This window comes from Pseudochrobactrum sp. AO18b (assembly GCF_000409565.1).
In the GTDB taxonomy this organism is placed as follows: Bacteria; Pseudomonadota; Alphaproteobacteria; order Rhizobiales; family Rhizobiaceae; genus Pseudochrobactrum; species Pseudochrobactrum saccharolyticum.
Genome location: NZ_ANNO01000498.1, coordinates 1 through 17994 on the forward strand (window position 1 = coordinate 1; position 17994 = coordinate 17994).

General features: G+C 50.5%; 16 protein-coding genes and 1 pseudogene. 9 read left to right on the top strand and 8 right to left on the bottom strand.

From position 1 onward, the window contains the following. The 3 genes from yidC to rpmH form a co-directional block, all read right to left on the bottom strand. On the bottom strand, positions 1–1787 hold a 1787-nt coding region (gene yidC, locus A918_RS0118485), incomplete at its 3' end, for a membrane protein insertase YidC (protein WP_022712485.1). A 202-nt stretch (positions 1788–1989) separates the two neighbouring features. Next, entirely contained in the window at positions 1990–2292 is a 303-nt protein-coding gene (rnpA, locus tag A918_RS21060) for a ribonuclease P protein component (protein WP_051139099.1), read from the bottom strand. 80 nt (positions 2293–2372) lie between these two features. Beyond that, positions 2373–2507 (bottom strand): 50S ribosomal protein L34, encoded by a 135-nt coding sequence (gene rpmH / locus A918_RS0118495; RefSeq protein WP_022712486.1) that lies wholly within the window; start codon positions 2505–2507, stop codon positions 2373–2375. A 288-nt stretch (positions 2508–2795) separates the two neighbouring features. On the opposite strand from rpmH, the gene A918_RS0118500 reads away from it, so the two are divergent. Next, entirely contained in the window at positions 2796–3143 is a 348-nt protein-coding gene (locus A918_RS0118500; protein ID WP_022712487.1) for a RidA family protein, read from the top strand. Positions 3144–3288: 145 nt separating this feature from the next. On the opposite strand, the gene A918_RS21065 is transcribed toward A918_RS0118500, so the two are convergent. After that, a complete protein-coding gene (locus A918_RS21065) occupies positions 3289–4326 on the bottom strand; it encodes a DUF4105 domain-containing protein (RefSeq protein ID WP_022712488.1) in 1038 nt (345 codons plus the stop codon). Positions 4327–4560: 234 nt separating this feature from the next. Between A918_RS21065 and A918_RS21070 the strand changes: the two are divergent. Next, positions 4561–5448: pseudogene (locus A918_RS21070) on the top strand (alpha/beta hydrolase); the annotation flags it as partial. A 163-nt stretch (positions 5449–5611) separates the two neighbouring features. Here A918_RS21070 and A918_RS0118515 read toward each other — a convergent pair. The 3 genes from A918_RS0118515 to A918_RS0118525 all read right to left on the bottom strand — a co-directional run bounded on the left by A918_RS0118515 (position 5612) and on the right by A918_RS0118525 (position 8689). Next, positions 5612–6586 carry a WD40 repeat domain-containing protein gene (locus tag A918_RS0118515; protein ID WP_022712490.1) on the bottom strand — a complete coding sequence of 325 codons (975 nt, stop codon included), beginning with the start codon at positions 6584–6586 and terminating at the stop codon, positions 5612–5614. 2 nt (positions 6587–6588) lie between these two features. Then, positions 6589–7752: a GTP-binding protein gene (locus tag A918_RS0118520; protein WP_022712491.1), complete on the bottom strand. Its 1164-nt coding sequence runs from the start codon at positions 7750–7752 to the stop codon at positions 6589–6591. Between the two features lie 172 nt (positions 7753–7924). Beyond that, on the bottom strand, positions 7925–8689 hold the full coding sequence (locus A918_RS0118525) for a creatininase family protein (RefSeq protein WP_028234001.1): 765 nt from the start codon (positions 8687–8689) through the stop codon (positions 7925–7927). Between the two features lie 316 nt (positions 8690–9005). On the opposite strand from A918_RS0118525, the gene A918_RS21075 reads away from it, so the two are divergent. From A918_RS21075 to A918_RS0118545, 3 genes are all read left to right on the top strand, one after another. Next, positions 9006–9515: a MarR family winged helix-turn-helix transcriptional regulator gene (locus A918_RS21075; protein ID WP_022712494.1), complete on the top strand. Its 510-nt coding sequence runs from the start codon at positions 9006–9008 to the stop codon at positions 9513–9515. A gap of 191 nt (positions 9516–9706) precedes the next feature. Further along, positions 9707–10720: a LacI family DNA-binding transcriptional regulator gene (locus A918_RS0118540; protein ID WP_028234002.1), complete on the top strand. Its 1014-nt coding sequence runs from the start codon at positions 9707–9709 to the stop codon at positions 10718–10720. A gap of 94 nt (positions 10721–10814) precedes the next feature. Beyond that, entirely contained in the window at positions 10815–11786 is a 972-nt protein-coding gene (locus A918_RS0118545) for an omptin family outer membrane protease (protein ID WP_198013317.1), read from the top strand. Between the two features lie 49 nt (positions 11787–11835). Here the strand turns inward: A918_RS0118545 and A918_RS0118550 are convergent, their stop codons facing one another. Beyond that, complete coding sequence (locus A918_RS0118550) at positions 11836–12594, bottom strand: gamma-glutamyl-gamma-aminobutyrate hydrolase family protein (RefSeq protein WP_022712496.1); 759 nt, start codon at positions 12592–12594, stop codon at positions 11836–11838. A gap of 234 nt (positions 12595–12828) precedes the next feature. Between A918_RS0118550 and A918_RS0118555 the strand changes: the two genes are divergently transcribed. The 4 genes from A918_RS0118555 to A918_RS0118575 all read left to right on the top strand — a co-directional run bounded on the left by A918_RS0118555 (position 12829) and on the right by A918_RS0118575 (position 17765). Beyond that, on the top strand, positions 12829–13599 hold the full coding sequence (locus tag A918_RS0118555) for an SDR family NAD(P)-dependent oxidoreductase (RefSeq protein WP_022712497.1): 771 nt from the start codon (positions 12829–12831) through the stop codon (positions 13597–13599). Between the two features lie 283 nt (positions 13600–13882). After that, a complete protein-coding gene (locus A918_RS21080) occupies positions 13883–16204 on the top strand; it encodes a bifunctional diguanylate cyclase/phosphodiesterase (protein ID WP_022712499.1) in 2322 nt (773 codons plus the stop codon). 404 nt (positions 16205–16608) lie between these two features. Next, the gene (locus A918_RS0118570; RefSeq protein WP_022712500.1) at positions 16609–17355 is read left to right on the top strand and encodes a hypothetical protein; all 747 of its coding nucleotides are present in this window, start codon (positions 16609–16611) and stop codon (positions 17353–17355) included. Positions 17356–17546: 191 nt separating this feature from the next. Next, positions 17547–17765, top strand: a complete 219-nt coding sequence (locus A918_RS0118575; protein WP_022712501.1) for an aa3-type cytochrome c oxidase subunit IV — start codon at positions 17547–17549, stop codon at positions 17763–17765. Positions 17766–17994: the final 229 nt, after the last annotated feature.

The window sequence follows — 17994 nt, forward strand, 5'->3', positions numbered from 1 at the left end:
TTCAGGTTGTCAAAAAGTTCGATCTTGGCACCCTGACGTTTCATGATCATGCCCTGCTGGAGAATGGACAATGTGTTGTTCCATGCCCAGTAGATAACCAGACCTGCAGGGAATGCAGCCAGCATGAATGTGAAGATAATCGGCATCCATGTGAAGATCGCAGCCTGTGTCGGATCCGGCGGGGTCGGGTTCATGCGCATCTGCAGGAACATGGTGACACCCATAATCAGCGGCCATACGCCGATCATCAGGAATGCAGGAACATCCCAAGGCAGCAGACCAAACAGGTTGAACAGCGATGTCGGATCCGGCGCAGCAAGGTCATGAATCCAGCCAAAGAACGGCGCATGACGCATTTCGATGGTGACATAAAGAACCTTATAGAGCGCAAAGAATACAGGAATCTGCACCAGCACCGGCCAGCAACCGGCCAGCGGGTTGATCTTCTCGCGCTTGTAAAGCTGCATCATTTCCTGCTGCTGCTTAACTTTGTCATCCGCATATTTCTCACGGATTTCCAGCATCGCAGGCTGCATCATCTTCATGCGGGCCATCGACTTGTAGGACTTGTTGGCCAGCGGGAAGAACAGGGCTTTCAGCAGAACGGTAACCACCAGAATAGCGACACCGAAATTGCCTGAGAATTTATAGATCCAGTCGATGAGATAGAACATCGGCTTGGTGATGAAGTAGAACCAGCCCCAGTCGATCAGCAGTTCGAACTGCTTGATGCCGAGCTTTTCTTCATATTCTTTGATCTTGGCAACTTCTTTAGCACCGGCAAAAACATGGTTCTTGATGACGGTGTTCTGACCGGCAGCAATGGTTACAGGCGCGCTGAGGAAGTCAGCCTGATAACGTGGTGTGCCGTCAGTGAAGTAAGAGAAGCGTGCTTCAAAGCTTTCGTTCTGCGGCGGAATCAGTGTCGCAGCCCAATATTTGTCGGTAATGCCAAGCCAGCCGCCTGTTGCTTTGGCAAGCGGCATGTTCTTGTTGTCTTCGATCTTGGAATAGGAAATTTCCTGCAGACCCTGATCGCCGACAACGCCGATCAGACCTTCATGCAGCACATAGGTGCCGCTGGCATGTTCAGGCTTTTCAAAACGGGTTACGCGGCCATAGGAGCTGAGCGAAACGGCAGCATCAGTCGGGTTGGTGATCGTATCCTCAACGGCGAACATATAGTTCTCGTCAACGGAGATCACGCGCTTGAACTGGATGCCTTTTTCATTGGCATAGGTCAGGGTTACCGGTGTTGAAGGAGTGAGCTTGTCATTGCCTTCAATATTCCACTCGGTTGCAGGACCCGGAACAGTGCCGATTGCATCATTGCCGGAGAAGCCGAGTTCAGCGAAATAGCCCTTTTTCACGCCTGAAGGCGCAAGTAGTTCAATTTCAGGGGATTTCGGATCAACGGTTTCGCGATAATCCTTCAGGAAAAGATCATCGAGACGGGCGCCGACAGTATTGATCGAGCCGCTGACGCGCGGTGTATCAATGCTGATACGCTTGCTCTGAGTCAACGCTGCTTCACGGGTAACAGGTTTTGCTCCCTGAGCCTCTGCTGTCTGACCCGGAATACCAGCCTGAGGCGCATTGCCCTGCGGGATATTGGCAGATGTTGCACCATTGGCGGATGTTGCCTGCGCATTCTGAGTATTCTGCGCTTCAATCCGTGCCTGTTCTCTCTGAGCCTCAGTCTTTGGCCCCAGATAGAATACCTGCCAGAGCGTGAGAATCAGAATCGACAGGCCAATGGTGAGAAAGAAGTTACGATTTTTTTCCATTGACGGGTCCTGGTTCCTGTCAGTTCATTACAGCTAAGTGCGCAAAACCGCTGCGCTGTCCTAGCGTATAATATGCTGGCTGACAGAGCGCTGTGCAGAATATGCCCCATACCTGTCAGAGTTAAGTGCCTGCCTTATAATACGAGCCATTCAGAAAAGCGAACGCTGAGACAATATAATTCAGGCCTATTTTGAGAAACGGTCATTTAAACCGCTTTGAGAGCTCTCTGGTCAGTGCGCTGAAGGGGGCGTTTAACGCTTCCCTGCGTGCAACAATAACATAATCAGTTTGCGGAGCCATTGCGGCCTCATTGAGTGCAGCGGCGGCTTTCAGGCGGCGGCGGATTCTGTTGCGGATAACCGCATTGCCGTTTTTCTTGGTAACCGTGAAGCCGACACGCGGGTTTTCACCGGTTTTTGCCTGTTTGCTGGTTGCCTCATCGCGCTGTTTTACTTCCAGAAGGAAATATTTGCCGCGACGCTTTTCCCCGCTGCGAACAGCCAAAAACTCCGCTCTCTTGCGAAGGCGGAGTGTTTTGGTCTGCTTATTTGCTTGTTGTGTCACCGCTCTACGCGGAGCAACAATTATGCAGAAAGCTTGCCGCGACCGCGTGCGCGGCGGGCTGCAATAACTTTACGACCGCCTGGAGTAGCCATGCGCGAACGGAAACCGTGACGACGCTTGCGGACGAGTTTAGATGGCTGATATGTGCGCTTCATTTGTTTAATACCGCGGTGTGCGGCCCTTCTTAAATCTGTTTTTTAACAGGAGCTGGTTCAGACGCGGTCGATGAACGACCTTGCAAAAAATATCTGAACGTGGGGCGGCTTATAGATGCAGGCAGGTTTTGAGTCAAGAATGGAGCGGAATATTCGGTCAGCATAAGGATTGCTCACATTATTCCGAAAAAATATGTGCTGTTTTCCGTTTTCTTGACCCTGACAAATAGTCTTGGCGCGCTTTGATGCTTATAAGGCTTTATCGAATTTACAATGAGAGGAAGAACTATGTCTGTTAAGCGTTTCGAATCCGGCAAGCGTATGAGCGGTGCGGTTGTCCATGGCAACACTGTTTATCTGGCCGGTCAGGTTGGTACAGAAAATGCAAGCGTGACTGAACAGTGCAAAACCGCACTGGCTGAAGTTGATCGTCTGCTGGCTGTTGCCGGTACCGACAAATCCAAAATCCTCCAGACCATTATCTGGCTGGATGACATGAAAGATTTCGCAGAAATGAACGCGGTTTGGGAAGCATGGGTTGATGCTGCAAACACACCGGCACGCGCAACCGGTTCTGCCCATCTGGCAACTCCGGGCTACAAAGTAGAGTTCATCGTTACTGCTGCTCTCGACTAAAACATGTCTCCCAAAAGTGGACACCGGTTTTGGGATAAAGACATGCGTTAAAATAAAGAAACAGAGCGAGAGCCGTGGGTTCAATGAAACGCAACACGCTCTGGTTTTCTTGGTGCCGCATTTATAATGATGCGGCACCGGTGTTTTATTCTGCCGCCTGAGGCTGAGGCACGGCCATAGTGCGGATACGTTGTGAATAGCCTTCGCGGCTGCCTTTTGCCTGCTCACTGATATCCGCATTGAGACGCATCGATTGCGTATTGGTCTCAGCCGTTACAATCAGTTGTTTTTCAAACATATATTCAGGCAGATAACCGGAGAGCAGCACGCGATAATCAAGTGCGATCGACGGGTCGAGAATTCGTGCCATGTCGAAGACAACGGTCGTGCAATTGGCGGTCAGTGTATTATAGAAACCGGCTTCTTTGCTCAGGCGGTTGGCTGTATCAGTATATAGTCTGAAAAGCTGCCGTGCCTGTTCCGGTTCAATATCCACATGATAGCGATAGACATGCTCACCGCGCACATTGGTGCGCAGATAAATAATGTCGCTTTCTTCTGCCGCGATCATTGCCAGTTCAAAATCTTTGAAGAACCCGCCGATTTCAGAGAAAGCCTGTCCGCGTTTTTTGCGGATTTCTGCGGAGAAAACGACCTGTCTCCCGTCTTCAAATCCGAAACTGACCAATGTGTGGGCAATCGCAGGCCCCGCCCAATAGGACAAAAACAGGTCAACGCTTTTAATCTGGCTCAGATCATAATCGGCACTTTTCCAGTTAACGGTAAAGTCTTTTTCCGTGCGCCAGTCAAAATCACGGATATGATCGAGCCGCACCATATCGCCATTATACTCGGCGGTGACTGTTTGTGCGACTTCCGGTGCCCAGTCGCGGTTCAGCGATGGCTTGATGCCATGCCACCAGATCAGCAAAATTGCGAACAGGATTGCAAAGCTGATAAATGCGGCTTTGCGATAATGTTGCAGGTCGGTGAACCAGAGTGTGCTGAGTGCAGTCAACGCAACCAGCACCCATATGCCGATTGCAGCATAAGTGAGCAGGCGCGATTCTGTCAGCTGATAATGGAGTGCAAGACTGCCCCAAACGGTGATGATAATCAGAACCAGACTGAAAAAAGCCTGAGCCAGAAGTGCTAAGAAGACCAGAGCTGGTTTATATGTCATTTGGTTCCGGTATTGCTGATGAGGCGGAATATCTGTTGAAGATTTTTATTATGCGGCATGAAGTTAAAATAATTATTGATGGCATGTTTTCGCCGCGATTGAGATTTAGAGAGTGGCCTGTTTTGAGTTTGCCAGAATTGCAACTCTCCGTAAAATGCGCCTTTACAGGCACGCAATGCATCAATTTACCGACTTGTTAGATTATTTTAATATTTGTCCGGCAAAACTTCTCCTATGGTAAACAAATTATTCTCTTTCTCCGCTTCTGCCACTGTGGCAGCTATGCTGATCTCGTTTCTGCCGCAGGCTGTGCTTGCGCAGGAGGCGCCGTCCCGTGCTGAAACAGCTTCCGGTAATGCGGCATTTATGAAGAAATCAGATATAATGACACCAGCCACAGGCGCGGGGCTGACCATGCGTAATCCTAAAGCGGATGCTGCTGAAGCAGCGAAAGATGTGAGCAAGGTGGTAAAAGAGGCAATTTCCCGCAGTCAGAAATTTGTTTATCATTTTACCAAGCCGGAAAACGGCAGCGGTGAAACGATTGTCCTGCTGCATGGTTCCGGCGGTAATGAAACCAGTCTTGTGCCGTTTGCGCAGGAGGTTTGGCCGCGTGCCACGCTGCTCGGTATCCGCGGGCGGGTTTTGCAGGAAGGTCGCACACGCTGGTATGCCCGCATCACGCCGGTAAAATTCGACCAGAAAGACGTGCGCAATGAAGCGGATGCTTTTGTCAGTTTCCTGACCAAGCTCTCTGAAGACGATCAGATTGATTTGAGCCGCACCACTTTTGTCGGCTATTCCAATGGTGCCAATCTGCTGGCCGCCACAATGATATTGCATCCTGATCTGGTGAAAAAAGCTGTTCTGATGCGCTCTATGCCGGTGCTGGATCAGACACCGGCAGCTAATCTGAGTAAAGCTAAGGTGCTCGTTGTGACCGGCGCCGATGACAAGATGTATGCGCCTTTTGCGCCTGCACTCTCGGACTTGCTGCGTACCAGCGGTGCAAAAGTGGATGCGCGCGTGGTGAAGGCCGGTCATATGATCGGTGCGAAAGATGTGTCGCTGGTGACTGCCTGGCTCTCGGGGCAGGGGCCGGATGGCGCACCTGCAATGTCGCAGGCTGTGACGACAAAGACCAAAGACAAAACGGATAAATTGAAAGCCCTGCCGGAAGCACAGGAACCGGCCACTCAGAGCGAGCAGGCACTGGAACAATCGAAGAAGTAATTCGATCTTAGATGTTTAAAAAAAGCGGCTCTGAAGCCGCTTTTTTCTTGTATTACCACTGAATATTAATCAGGCCGCAATCACCGGTTTCCGCACCATAGGCGAGGCGTGTACCGTTTTTATCCCAGCCCATTGAGCTGATGGCGCCTTTACCCGGACGACGCAGTAGCACTTCTTTCTGATCGGCAAAACGACAGAGCAGTACCATTCCGTCCTGATAGCCGACAGCGACAATATCCTCGACCGGATGGCAGGCAACGGCTGTAACCATTGTGTCACCGCGCAGGCCAAGTTCCAGCGGCGCTTTGCCCATCGGACCGTCTTTGCCTGCGAATGGCCAGATGATTGCCGCAGGAGCGCCGGAAGTGGCCAGCCATTTGCCTTTAGGACTCCATGACCAGTCTTTGACCTTGGCCGGATAACCGGTCATGCGCATATTGCGGTTATCTTCCAGACGCCAGCCATGCAGAGCATTTTCCTGCATGGTGGTGATCAGAAAACGACCGTCCGGTGAAAAGATCACGCCGGTATGTGCGCCTTTCCACTCCAGATCAACAGGTTTGCCGGCAGTGCCTGCCCAATGCAATGTCGCACCATTATAGCGGGCAATGGCGAGGCGAAGGCCTTTGGGTGCGAAAGCAACACCTTCAACACTGCGCTCATGGGCAAATTCGGTGGTTTTGCCATTGGCTTCACGCACCCATGCGGTACGGCCTGAAGCATAGGCCACTGAACCATGAGGGCCACTGGCAACCGCAGTGATCCATTTGCGCGGCAGAACCGCCAGTTCCTGCACATTACCTTTTTCGTCAGTCTGACAGATGCGCCCGTCTTCACCGCCGGTGATCAGGGCTTTATTGTCAGCCGTCGGTGCAACGCAGAGCAAACCGTCATGCATGGTTACGGTTTTATGCGCTTCATCCAGCCAATGGAGTGTACCATCGGCCAGTGCATAATAGGCATTATCATTGAGGAAGCCAACTTTCAGGCAGTGGCTTCCCAGATCAATAGGGGCAATCGTCGGCATGGTTATTTACATTTCTCGAAGCCGGAACGCAGTGCCTGCTCATTCAGATTACGACCGATAAAGACCAGACGGCTTTCGCGCTTTTCATCCGGTTTCCACGGACGCTGGTGATCGCCTTCGATAATCATATGCACGCCCTGTACCACATAGCGGTCATCGTCGCCGGCAAAAGCGATGATACCTTTGAGGCGCAGAATATCCGGCCCCTGAACCTGCGTTACATTCTGAATCCACGGGAAGAATTTCGCGGCATCCAGCTCACCGGTGCGCAGAGATACGGACATAACCGTTACGTCGTGGATCGCTGAAGCATGGCCGTGGTCATGCCCATGGTCATGATTACAATCTGGGCCGCAGCTATGGTCGTGATCATGATGGTGGTGATGACCATGATGGTCGTGTCCGTGGTCATGGTGATGATGATCGTGCCCATGGTCGTGATCGCAGTCAGGGCCGCAAACATGATCCGGATGATCATGATCGAGGAAATGCGGATCATTTTCCAGCGCACGCTGGAGATCAAAAGCACCGCGATCCAGAACTTTCGTCAGATCAATTTCTGCGCGCTGGGTACGGTGAATAATCGCATGCGGATTGATGGCACGGATTGTCGCTTCGACATGACTAAGTTCCTGCGCATTAACCAGATCGGTCTTGTTGAGCAGAACCACATCGGCAAAAGCGATCTGGTCTTCGGCTTCTTTACTGTCTTTCAGGCGCAGTGGCAGATGTTTGGCATCAACAAGGGCGACCACAGCATCAAGCTGGGTTTTGGCACGCACGTCATCATCCATGAAGAATGTCTGGGCAACCGGTACCGGATCGGCAAGGCCGGTGGTTTCCACAATGATCGCATCAAAACGACCCGGACGGCGCATCAGACCTTCAACCACGCGGATCAGGTCGCCGCGCACGGTGCAGCAAATGCAGCCATTGTTCATTTCATAGATTTCTTCGTCGGACTCGACGATGAGATCATTATCAATGCCGATTTCACCGAACTCATTAACGATGACAGCATAGCGTTTGCCGTGGTTCTCACTGAGAATACGGTTGAGCAGGGTGGTCTTGCCGGAGCCGAGATAGCCGGTCAGCACGGTAACCGGAATTTTAGGGAGTGTGGTTGCGCCAGTCGCAACCTGATCTGCTACAGGGCTATCGCTCATGGGTAGAGTGCCTCTTCATTGTCAGAATTTTTACCGGATCGGACAGGTGATGCCGGGAGCCGAAACGGTCTGTGTGTTGAAATCTTTGTGCATATAAGAATTGCGAAACCGTAATTCTATAGAACAGACTAGTTATATAGAGCAATCACCTCGGTGCGATTGTTCTCAGTTTTCAGAGTGCAGGCGATTGCCCAAAGACCGAGATATCAAACCGGTGGACATCATCCATCAGGCCGGTCAGGCCGCTCACTGCATGGGCGATGATTTTCTCGCCATCTTGCGCATTGGCGCGTAAAGCATTGCCGGCGGCACCCTGCTTGTTCAGATCGCTCATCATCCAGCCAAAAGCGTGCGGGCCATAGGCACGCAAATATTGAAACTCTTCAATGAATTTTGCCTGTTCATTGATATAATTCTGCGCCTTATCCATCTGCACAAGCTCGGGTGCCAAGGCCAGCATGACGGAAGTTTCGATATAGCCTGCGTGGATATCAAGGTGCTTTTGTTCCGCACTGATGAGATCTTCCGGTATGCCGAACCTTGTCCAGTGGGTTGCCACGGCCAGCATCCCCAGACGCGCGCGCAGTTCTGTAGCGACGATGGTTGCCAAAGGAGAGTTGCCGCCATGGGCATTGAGGATAACCAGCTTGCGGATATTGGCAGCGCAGAGGTTTTCGCCGATGCCGATCCAGCGGTTCACTGCTTCAGAAAAAGCCAGCGTACGGCTGCCTTCCACATCCATATGTTCAACAGAATAGCCAACCGGCTCAGTTGTCAGAAAGCGCGCGGTAATATGCTCCGGCAAATTTTCTGCCAATCGTGCGGCTATGCTCTCGGCGATAATCGTGTCTGTCTCAAAAGGCAGATGAAGTCCGTGTTGCTCATGGGCACCCAGCGGTAAGACAGCAATGAGATTTTCAGGAATAGTGTCCTGCAGCGGCTCAGTTACGAGAGCCTCGCTGGTTTGCGGCACTCTGTCAGAAAGGGCGGAACTGGCGTGCTGGGTGATCTCCGGCAAAATATTTCTCCTCTGATATGTGCAAGTGAAGGGCATCATAACGGCTGAGTGTGGCTGCGGCTATTCTAAATACGCCTTTATGCCCGTTGTCCTGACTTTGCAGCTGAGACCAGACTGCTGCTTGTCAGTCATAACACCTTCAATTAGGTTGTTTATGAAATAGAGCATTTCCTGACGCAAAACCGGTTCCGGTTTTTGCTGGAAATGCTTTTATATACGGACAGGTGGGGTGCATATGAGCAAGACAGGCAAAACTGCTATTCTTCAGCCGTTACAGCACAATGCGCGGATGATGCGCACGATCTTAGCCACACGGCTGCTGGAACACGGATTATATGCGGGGCAGGATGCGGTTTTGCTGAAACTTGCCGAAGAAGACGGCCTGCCGCCCGGTATTCTGGCGCAGCGTCTGGGCGTGCGCCCGCCGACCGTGACAAAAACGATCAGCCGTTTGCAGGCACAGGGTTTTGTCACCAAACAGGCATCGGAAAGCGATCAGCGCCAGACTCATGTGTTTCTGACCGATCAGGGGCATGATGTTATCCGTGTGATTGAAAAGCTGGTACGCAAAACTGAAAAAGACTGCCTGCGCGGTTTTGAAAAGAAAGAACGGAAAGTTCTGCTGAAATTACTGGCGCGGATGGAAAATAATCTGAATGCTGTTGCTGCCGGTCGCCCGCTGCGCACGGCTGCCAGTGATGAAGCCGATACGGCGGATGATCTGGCTGATGATGATGCCGATTAAAACGGAACAATGCAGGTGAGGGCGGCTCTGTGTTCCGTATTGAATAATTTGCCGGATAAGTTGCTAAAAACTGTCTCGCTATTTGTTAAACTATATTCTAGATATTGATTAACTAAGATTACTGAAGATAACTATACCGCAGAACTGCCGGTTCCGGTGAATATGATTGTTGAATAAGGGGCGGACGGCTTTTGGCCCAGAAGATCAAACTTTCAACCATTGCTGATGCGCTTGGCGTGTCAACGGCCACGGTTTCTCTGGCTTTGCGTGACAGTCCTCTGGTGGCGGATCAGACCCGCGACCGTATCAAGGAACATGCCCGCGCCATCGGTTATATTTATAACCGTCGTGCCGCATCGCTGCGCACATCGCGCTCCGGCATTATCGGTGTTGTGGTTCATGATATTATGAACCCGTTTTTTGCGGAAATTCTGCGCTCTATTGAAACGGAGCTGGATCGCTCCCGCCAGACTTTCATTCTCAGCAATCATTATGATCAGCTGGAAAAGCAGCGCACATTTGTGGACACGCTTTTGCAGCTCGGCGCAGACGGCGTAATCATGTCTCCGGCCATCGGCACGCCTGCGGAAGATATTGAACTGGCAGAAAATAACGGTCTGCCGGTGGTGCTGATCGCCCGTAATGTGGAAGGTGCAGATGTGCCGGTGTTTCGCGGCGATGATGCCTATGGCATCAGCCTCGCGACCAATCATCTGATTTCACTCGGACATACCCGCATTGCGATGATCGGCGGTACGGATCAGACCTCTACAGGTCGCGACCGCTATCAGGGTTATGTCAATGCGATGGAAAAAGCCGGACTGACTGTGAAGCCGGAATGGCGTATTCCGGGGCCGCGCACCAAGCAGGGCGGCTTTGAAGTGGCACCGCAATTTTTATCACTGAAAGACAAGCCGACGGCAGCTGTGTGCTGGAATGATCTGGTCGCTATTGGTTTGATGAATGGTATTGCCCGTGCCGGTCTGGTGCCGGGTGAAGATATTTCTGTGACCGGTTACGATGATCTGGAAGAGGCGGCAATTGCTACACCGGCACTGACAACCGTCTGGAACGGCCAGCGTGAAGTCGGTCGTCAGGCAGCGCGTGCTCTGCTGGATCAGCTCAACGGTGTTGAAATGCATAGCGATCAGCCGCTGATTAAACCGGAATTACATATCCGCCAGTCGACAAGTAAACCTGCCTGATACGCATAAACAGGCAGGTTTCAGTATTTTAGTATTTGAAATTTTGTAAAATTATATTCTAAATACGCCCTGTATTCATAGGCGGGGGCGTGTTGTGAAGTCTGTATCAGCAGTTATTTGCAGTCAGTTTTTGTTAGTTGCAGCTTTGCCGGCTGGTGCCGCAGATTTAAATCCCACGCAAGTCACAGATATACGGATCAGCAATCCTGATTTTTCTTTTCTGGGCGGAATTGGTTACATCCATCTGCAAGGGGATGAGCTGGTTTATAATAATACCGGCAAGAAGATCAGCCATCTGATCTGGAAGACGGATGCTCCGGTTCTGACCGCAACTGCCAAAGCCGTATTTGATAATGACTGGACGCTGGCAGGCAATGTGATGGTCGGTTTCAGCGGCAATAACCGGATGAAAGATTATGACTGGCTGATGGATCCGCCAGCCGGTTATGGCTCCGATGCGTGGTCACATCGCTCAATCCATCCCGATACACAGCTTAACCGTTATATAACGGCTGATCTGGCGCTGGGGCATGATTTCCGCCTCAATGAAACAGCGCTGATTAATCTGCATGGCGGCTTTAAATATACCAATGTGAAATGGGATGCCTATGGTGGCAGCTATATTTATAGTCGGAATGAATTTCGTGATGATGCCGGTGATATTCCTGATGGTGAACGTACTATCAGTTATGAACAGAGTTATCCGACAGCATTTTTAGGGCTGGAAGCAAGTAAGAGCTTTGAACCGTGGACATTCTCAGTGCAGGCAAGGGGTGGTTTTGCCTTTAAATCCAGAGATGAAGATCATCATTGGCGGCGGAACCTGCGCTTTACTGAGAAATATGATGGCCTGGCATTCATGTCCGTCGGTGCGCGTACAGAATATGCCTATACTGCGCAGACGTCATTTTTCCTCGCCGGTAATTATGAGCGTTATTTCAACAAAACCGCTGATACAACAATGTATAATCTGACCAGCGGAGAGGTCGTGGAATATTTTCCGGACGGAGCCGGAATGAAATTCCAGTCTTTTTCTTTAAGCGGCGGATTGAAATACCGGTTCTGAAATACAGATCGCGGGTTTCAGAACCGCGATCTGTGATACTGTATATTTTTTACTCTGCTTTGCCGGCATGTTTGCGCACAGCATCACCGAATGCCTGAAAGATTTTGGCTGAAGGTGCATCGGAGCGCACCCAATATTCAGGATGCCATTGCACTGCGAGCGCAAAATCCTGTGCGTCCTTCACAACAACTGCTTCAATCGTACCGTCTTCGGCTACGGCTTGCGGCTCAAGCTTGTCGGAAAGGCGGTCAATCGCCTGCCGGTGCACAGAATTGGTGTTGACTGCAGTGCTTTCCAGAATCGCAGCAAGGCATGAGTTTTCAGCAATCTCCAGCGGATGCGAAATCGCATAGCGCTCATCACGGATTGTGGAAACCGGCGCGCGGTGATCGTTCTTGCCGTTGAGTTCCTGAATATCATTGGCCAGCGAGCCGCCAAGCGCGACATTCATTTCCTGCAAACCGCGGCAGATGCCAAGCACGGGAATACCCCGTTCCAGTGCAGCGCGGATCAAAGGCAGGGTGGTCGCATCGCGATCCGGATCGAACGGGCCGTGCTGTTCTGTGGCTTCCTGTCCGTAATGCTCCGGATGCACATTGGAACGGGAACCAGTGATGAGCAGGCCGTGCACCGCCGCGAACAGGGCGTCGTGGTCAACCTTGTCACGGATATTCGGCACCAGAAGCGGTGTTACCTGAGCGACTTCAGCAAGCGCTGTAATATATTCCGAAGGTGTTGCGTGCCAGTTATTGCCGTCAATATCACGAATGTCAGAGGTGACAGCAATCAGAGGGCGGGATTTTTGCATGATAAACAGGCCTTGTCGTGGTTGCGCAGTCGCAGGCAGTTGGTTAGTTTTACGATTATGCAGTGAGGCAGTGTTTCTGTAAGAGCCGGAAAATGCAAAACAGGAGCGGGAATACCGTCCGGATTGTCAGTTTTCAGCGGCCTGAATTTGTCTACTGTAAAGCGGCGTGATTGGGAATAATTATTGTAAAATTTTGCGCTGTGTATGACGGCAAAGTAATTGATTGAGAGGGCGATGTCCGCAAATCATCCGAATATATTTTCTGTCAAAGATAAAGTTATTGCGGTGACAGGCGGTTCGTCAGGGCTGGGGCATCATATGGTGCACACACTTGCCGCACATGGAGCAAAAGTTGTGTCCATCGCGCGCAGCCATCCTGTGACCTCCTGTGCTGATTGCGAGACTATAAAGCCGGATATCCTTCATATTTGTGCCGATGTTGCCGACAGTGCGGATATTGCTGCCGCCTTTGACGAAGCGGAGAAGCATTTCGGTACCGTCAGTGTGGTGTTTAACAATGCCGGTATTGCCTGCAAAGCGAGTGCTTTGAAAACAACCGCCGAGATGATGGAGCAGGTTTTCGCGGTTAATGTTGTCGGGGCGTTCAATGTCGCGCAGGAAGCTGCACGACGGATGATTGAGGCCAAAATTGCCGGTGCGATCATCAACACCACCAGTATTCTGAAAAACATGCCGCAGAAAGGCGCTGTTGCTTATTCCATGTCTAAGGCAGCCTTGGCGCAGATGACGCGGGCTCTGGCGCTTGAATGGGCCGCACATAATATTCGCGTGAATGCTATTGCTCCGGGCTGGTTTCCGACAGGGATTAATCAGGAGCTTATGACAGGACCGGCAAGTAATTATCTTAAGGCGAAGAACCCGATGCGCCGGCTTGGAGAAAATGGTGATCTGGAAGGCGCATTGTTGCTGCTTGCCTCCAATGCGGGCGGTTATATGACGGGTACAACCATTACAATTGATGGCGGTCACAGCCTGCAGGGGTGAAATCTGCGACTGTTGGCGGATTGATTTTCAGGCGGGATCAGCGGACAGTCTGATCGCGCGGGCTGAAAGCGCTGTGTTTGCGGGATATATCTTTATTGTAGAACTTACGAATATCATAATTTTTAAATATATTTTTATAGTTCCCGGCGATAATAATCCTATCAAAGGGGGTATCAACCTATGGCATTGATTTTAATGTAAAAACACTCAGAAGTAGAAAAATTTGAAACTTATTTTTAAAGTATTTTTGTCATTCTTCCCCGGCGAGGGGGAGCAGTGACAAATGACATGGTTATTTAAGACCAACATTCCGGTGGACGTTCGCCTGTCATTTGTCAGAGCGCTTTATGGCAACCGGGAAACACTTTGGTTCGGACTGGCCGCACATATGCTGGCCTGCATGGTTATTTATTTTAAAACCGGCGACATTGTCTTTGTTATCTTCTCCGGCCTGTTCGCGCTGACTACCAGTATCCGCATGTATGATATGCATGTTTTTGACAGGGCGGATTTCAGCAGACTCACCCACGACAAAATCAATCGCTGGGAAATGCACTATCTTTTGGGTGCCTGTGCAATTTGTCTGATCCTCGGGCTGCTTTGTTTCTACAGTACCTATGTGATCGATGATCCGTTTGCCGAACTGGCCAGCCTGTCTATTCTTCTTGCCTCCGTTGTTTCGATTGTCGGCCGTAATTATGCGTCGCGTAATGCCGTTGTCATGATGTCGGTATGCGCTCTGGTGCCGGTTCTGTTCGGATTTATTCTGGTCGACAGTATTTATCATGTGATTATCGGCGCATTGCTGGTGCCGTATTTTCTCAGCAATATTCAGATGGCCAATGGTCTGCGACAATCACTGTTTGCGGCCGTAATGAATGAGCGCCGCCTCAGTACCGTTGTCAGCCGTTTTGATACGGCGTTGAATAATATGCCTCAGGGGCTGGTGATGCTGGACGGCCGTGCATCAATTGCTGTGGTCAATAAGCAGGTGCGGGATATGCTGAATATCTCGCAAAATATCAGCCTTCTGAACCGACCGTTTGAAGTTGTTCTGCGCTATTGCAGCAAGCACGGATTGTTTCCGCGTGATGAGCTGGACAATGTACGCATGCGGATTGACGAGCTGCTGGAAGGCCGCCGTCAGCGCGATGTGTTTCATTTCGGCAATAATCGCTACATTGAGGTGATGTGTAATCAGCGTCGCGAAGAGGGAGCGGTGCTGATTTTTGATGATGTGACAGGACGTATTGAGGCCGAAGCGCAGATCCAGCATATGGCACGCTATGACGGGCTGACCGGATTGCCGAACCGCTTCTATTTTGAAACTCTGGTTCGCGCACTGACCGCAGGCAATAAGCCTGATGATCTCGTTGCGCTTGCTGTCATTGATCTTAACCACTTCAAACATGTGAATGATTCATATGGTCATCACACCGGTGATGAGCTGTTACGGCAGTTTGCGGAGCGTCTCGGCCAGCTTGATGCAGAGCGTTTTGTGGCATCGCGCTTTGGCGGCGATGAATTTGTTCTGTTTATTCAGGGCATTAAAGACCGCTCGCATATTAATACTGTTATGGATGAGGTCACGGTCTATCTGAGCGGTGTTTATGAATTCGCGTCCCAGCAGATCTATCTGGATATCAGCGCCGGTGTAGCGGTTGATATTATGAAGAATGTCGATCTTCGTGGTCTGCATGTGAATGCCGATCTGGCGCTTTATGAGGCCAAAAGCAGCGAACATGACCGCTGGGTTGCTTTCGTAGAGGCAATGGATACGAAATATCGCTCACGGCAGAAGCTTAAAAATGATCTGCGAGAGGCAATCAATGCAGGCAGTCTGACAGTTGTCTATCAGCCGATTGTCAGCCTGAATTCTCTGCGTATTGTGGCGGTTGAGGCGCTGTCCCGCTGGCATCATCCGAAATTCGGGCCTATCGGGCCTGCAGACTATATTCCGCTTGCCGAAGAGATGGGGATTATTACGGAACTCACGCAGTTTATGCTGAACCGTGCCTGTCAGGATTGCGCGGGCTGGGGGCATAAGATCGGCGTGTCGGTCAATCTCTCGGCCATTGATCTGAAAAATTCCGGCATTGTCGATATGGTTGTTGATGCTTTGCAGAAAGCGCAATTGCCGTCTTACCTGCTTGAAGTTGAAGTGACGGAAAGTGCAATTATCAGCGACCGCGTCAAAACCTGCGAAATGCTGCAGCGGTTGAAAAATTCAGGCATTAACATTGCTCTTGATGACTTCGGCACCGGTTATTCCAGTCTCAGCTATCTGAACACATTGCCGCTGACAAAGGTCAAAGTTGACCGTTCTTTCGTCCGCGATATCGTGACGGACAGACGGGCCTTTATGCTTTTGCGCGGTGTGACACAGCTCTCTCATGAGCTTGGTTTCGGCGTCACTATTGAGGGCGTGGAAACTGAAGAGCAACTGAAACTGATTCGCGGAACCGGTGGTGCAGATCTGGTACAGGGCTTTTTGCTCGGTGCACCATTGAGTGCCGATGAGATCAGTGCGCAGCTCGGGCGCTCGCTCTCCGTGATGTCGAATAATCATGCAGAGGCTGCGCAGGCGGACGAACTTCCTTCCTGATCAGCGGTTCTTCCTGAGAATATGCCGGTGATATTTGTCTCCGGCGATGCATTCATTTCGCGGCAAATATAAAAAAGATTAATTGTGCCGGTCTGGACCCTTGCTTTTTGTCACACATAAAGAGAAATGGTTACCAGCATATTTGTTTCCTCAAATCAGCGGGCAGATATGCAAGGTGATGCCCGTGAGGGCTATTGCTGTTTCCTGAATATATTTTGTTCCGGACATAAGACATTTGCCGGAATGGTTAGTGCTTTGAAATTACGCTTTATTTTAGATTTTGCTTATAGAAGGCGGGTTTAAAATAGGATGTGTATTCCTGTGTGTTTTGCGGAATATGAAGCGTGGCATATTCATGAAACGGCAGCACCAGAGCTTTAGTTTATTGGTGGCGGACATTATAGATGACGGTCTCTCAACCGGTTGCGAAAGCACCAGTCCTTTCGAACTTTGCCCGGCACATGCTGGAGTTTCTGGATCGAGTGGAATACCGGCGGGTTATACACGCAGAAGATCTGGAAGAGGTCGGCCGGCTGCGTTATCGTTCCTATATGACGCGCAATGTCATGGACGACAATTTTCTTGGCACCATTATTGATGAAGTCGACCGTGATCATCAGGCCTATGTTTACGGTGTCTATATAGACGGTATTCTGGTCAGTACGCTCCGTGTTCATCACATTACGGCAGAGCATCGCATCGGTACCAGCGCCAAATTATTTCCCGATATTCTGGGGCCGATGCTCGATAATAATATGAGTTTTGTCGATCCCACACGTTTCGCTGCGGATCCTGCTTATCTCGCTGAATTTCCCGCCATTCCCTATCTGACATTGCGCATTGCCGCGATGGCATCAGAATATTTCAATGCAAGTTTTTGCCTTGCCGCAGTCAAGCCGGAGCATATGGCTTTCTATAAGCGCATCTTTGGCTCGCAAATGCTGGCAGACCCGCGCGATCATGAAGGCTATGGTATTCAGGTGGGCTTAGGCGCTGCGGCGGTCAGTTCAATCCGCGATGCGGTTGCCGTACGCTTTCCGTTTTTTAAATCTCAGGCTCATGAGCGACGCAATATGTTTGCCGATGTTCGTGCAGGCAATGTTCCGCTGACTATTCTACCGACGGCTAAATATACCGGACTGGGGATCTAACTATCTGAGTATCTGATCTAAAAGTCGCCCGACTTGGCTGCAAATGGCATCGGCTTGCAGCAGATTGTCGCAACATTGGCGGTGAAGTGAAGCTTGCCTATTGCTTAAGAACTGTGTCAACTGTGGCCAGATAAGATTTCTGAACCGGAAGACGGCCGCAAAGGAAGATATCTTTGGGGAGGGAGAAAGAAATGGCAGAAATTCAGCACGGTCCTGCAGAGCTTGGCGCAGAGATGGATTATCCTGAGCATGAGCGCACCTATCATGGTTTTACCTTTTTGGTAAAATGGGGAACGATTGTGCTTTCCGCTTTGATGATCGCGATGGCATTTGCATTTTTTGCTGCCGGCTGGTTCTCGGGTGTTATTCTGTTCGCGCTGATTATGGCTGCGGCAGTTTTCTTTGCCTGAGACTTGTCAGAGGCAAACTGAAAAATTTTATTTCAGAACTGCATGGAATCCATAAATTATACCGCCATTTTGGCGGTATAATTTTTTGAGCGCCTGTTCAGAGCAAAAATCTCTCCATAATTGCGTATTTTCGATCACATAAGAAATTTTTTGCATAAAGAGTATTGCAGCCTGCTTTTTCCGTGATTTACTGCGCCCGTCCAAAATGTTGTTCCGGAGGAGACCGGTG

Excerpts from the sequence above, each read along its gene's own strand:
- rpmH (WP_022712486.1), bottom strand. The coding sequence starts at position 2,507 with ATGAAGCGCACATATCAGCCATCTAAACTCGTCCGCAAGCGTCGTCAC.
- A918_RS0118500 (WP_022712487.1), top strand. The coding sequence starts at position 2,796 with ATGTCTGTTAAGCGTTTCGAATCCGGCAAGCGTATGAGCGGTGCGGTT.
- A918_RS21065 (WP_022712488.1), bottom strand. The coding sequence starts at position 4,326 with ATGACATATAAACCAGCTCTGGTCTTCTTAGCACTTCTGGCTCAGGCT.
- A918_RS0118515 (WP_022712490.1), bottom strand. The coding sequence starts at position 6,586 with ATGCCGACGATTGCCCCTATTGATCTGGGAAGCCACTGCCTGAAAGTT.
- A918_RS0118520 (WP_022712491.1), bottom strand. The coding sequence starts at position 7,752 with ATGAGCGATAGCCCTGTAGCAGATCAGGTTGCGACTGGCGCAACCACA.
- A918_RS21075 (WP_022712494.1), top strand. The coding sequence starts at position 9,006 with ATGAGCAAGACAGGCAAAACTGCTATTCTTCAGCCGTTACAGCACAAT.
- A918_RS0118550 (WP_022712496.1), bottom strand. The coding sequence starts at position 12,594 with ATGCAAAAATCCCGCCCTCTGATTGCTGTCACCTCTGACATTCGTGAT.
- A918_RS0118555 (WP_022712497.1), top strand. The coding sequence starts at position 12,829 with ATGTCCGCAAATCATCCGAATATATTTTCTGTCAAAGATAAAGTTATT.
- A918_RS21080 (WP_022712499.1), top strand. The coding sequence starts at position 13,883 with ATGACATGGTTATTTAAGACCAACATTCCGGTGGACGTTCGCCTGTCA.
- A918_RS0118570 (WP_022712500.1), top strand. The coding sequence starts at position 16,609 with ATGACGGTCTCTCAACCGGTTGCGAAAGCACCAGTCCTTTCGAACTTT.
- A918_RS0118575 (WP_022712501.1), top strand. The coding sequence starts at position 17,547 with ATGGCAGAAATTCAGCACGGTCCTGCAGAGCTTGGCGCAGAGATGGAT.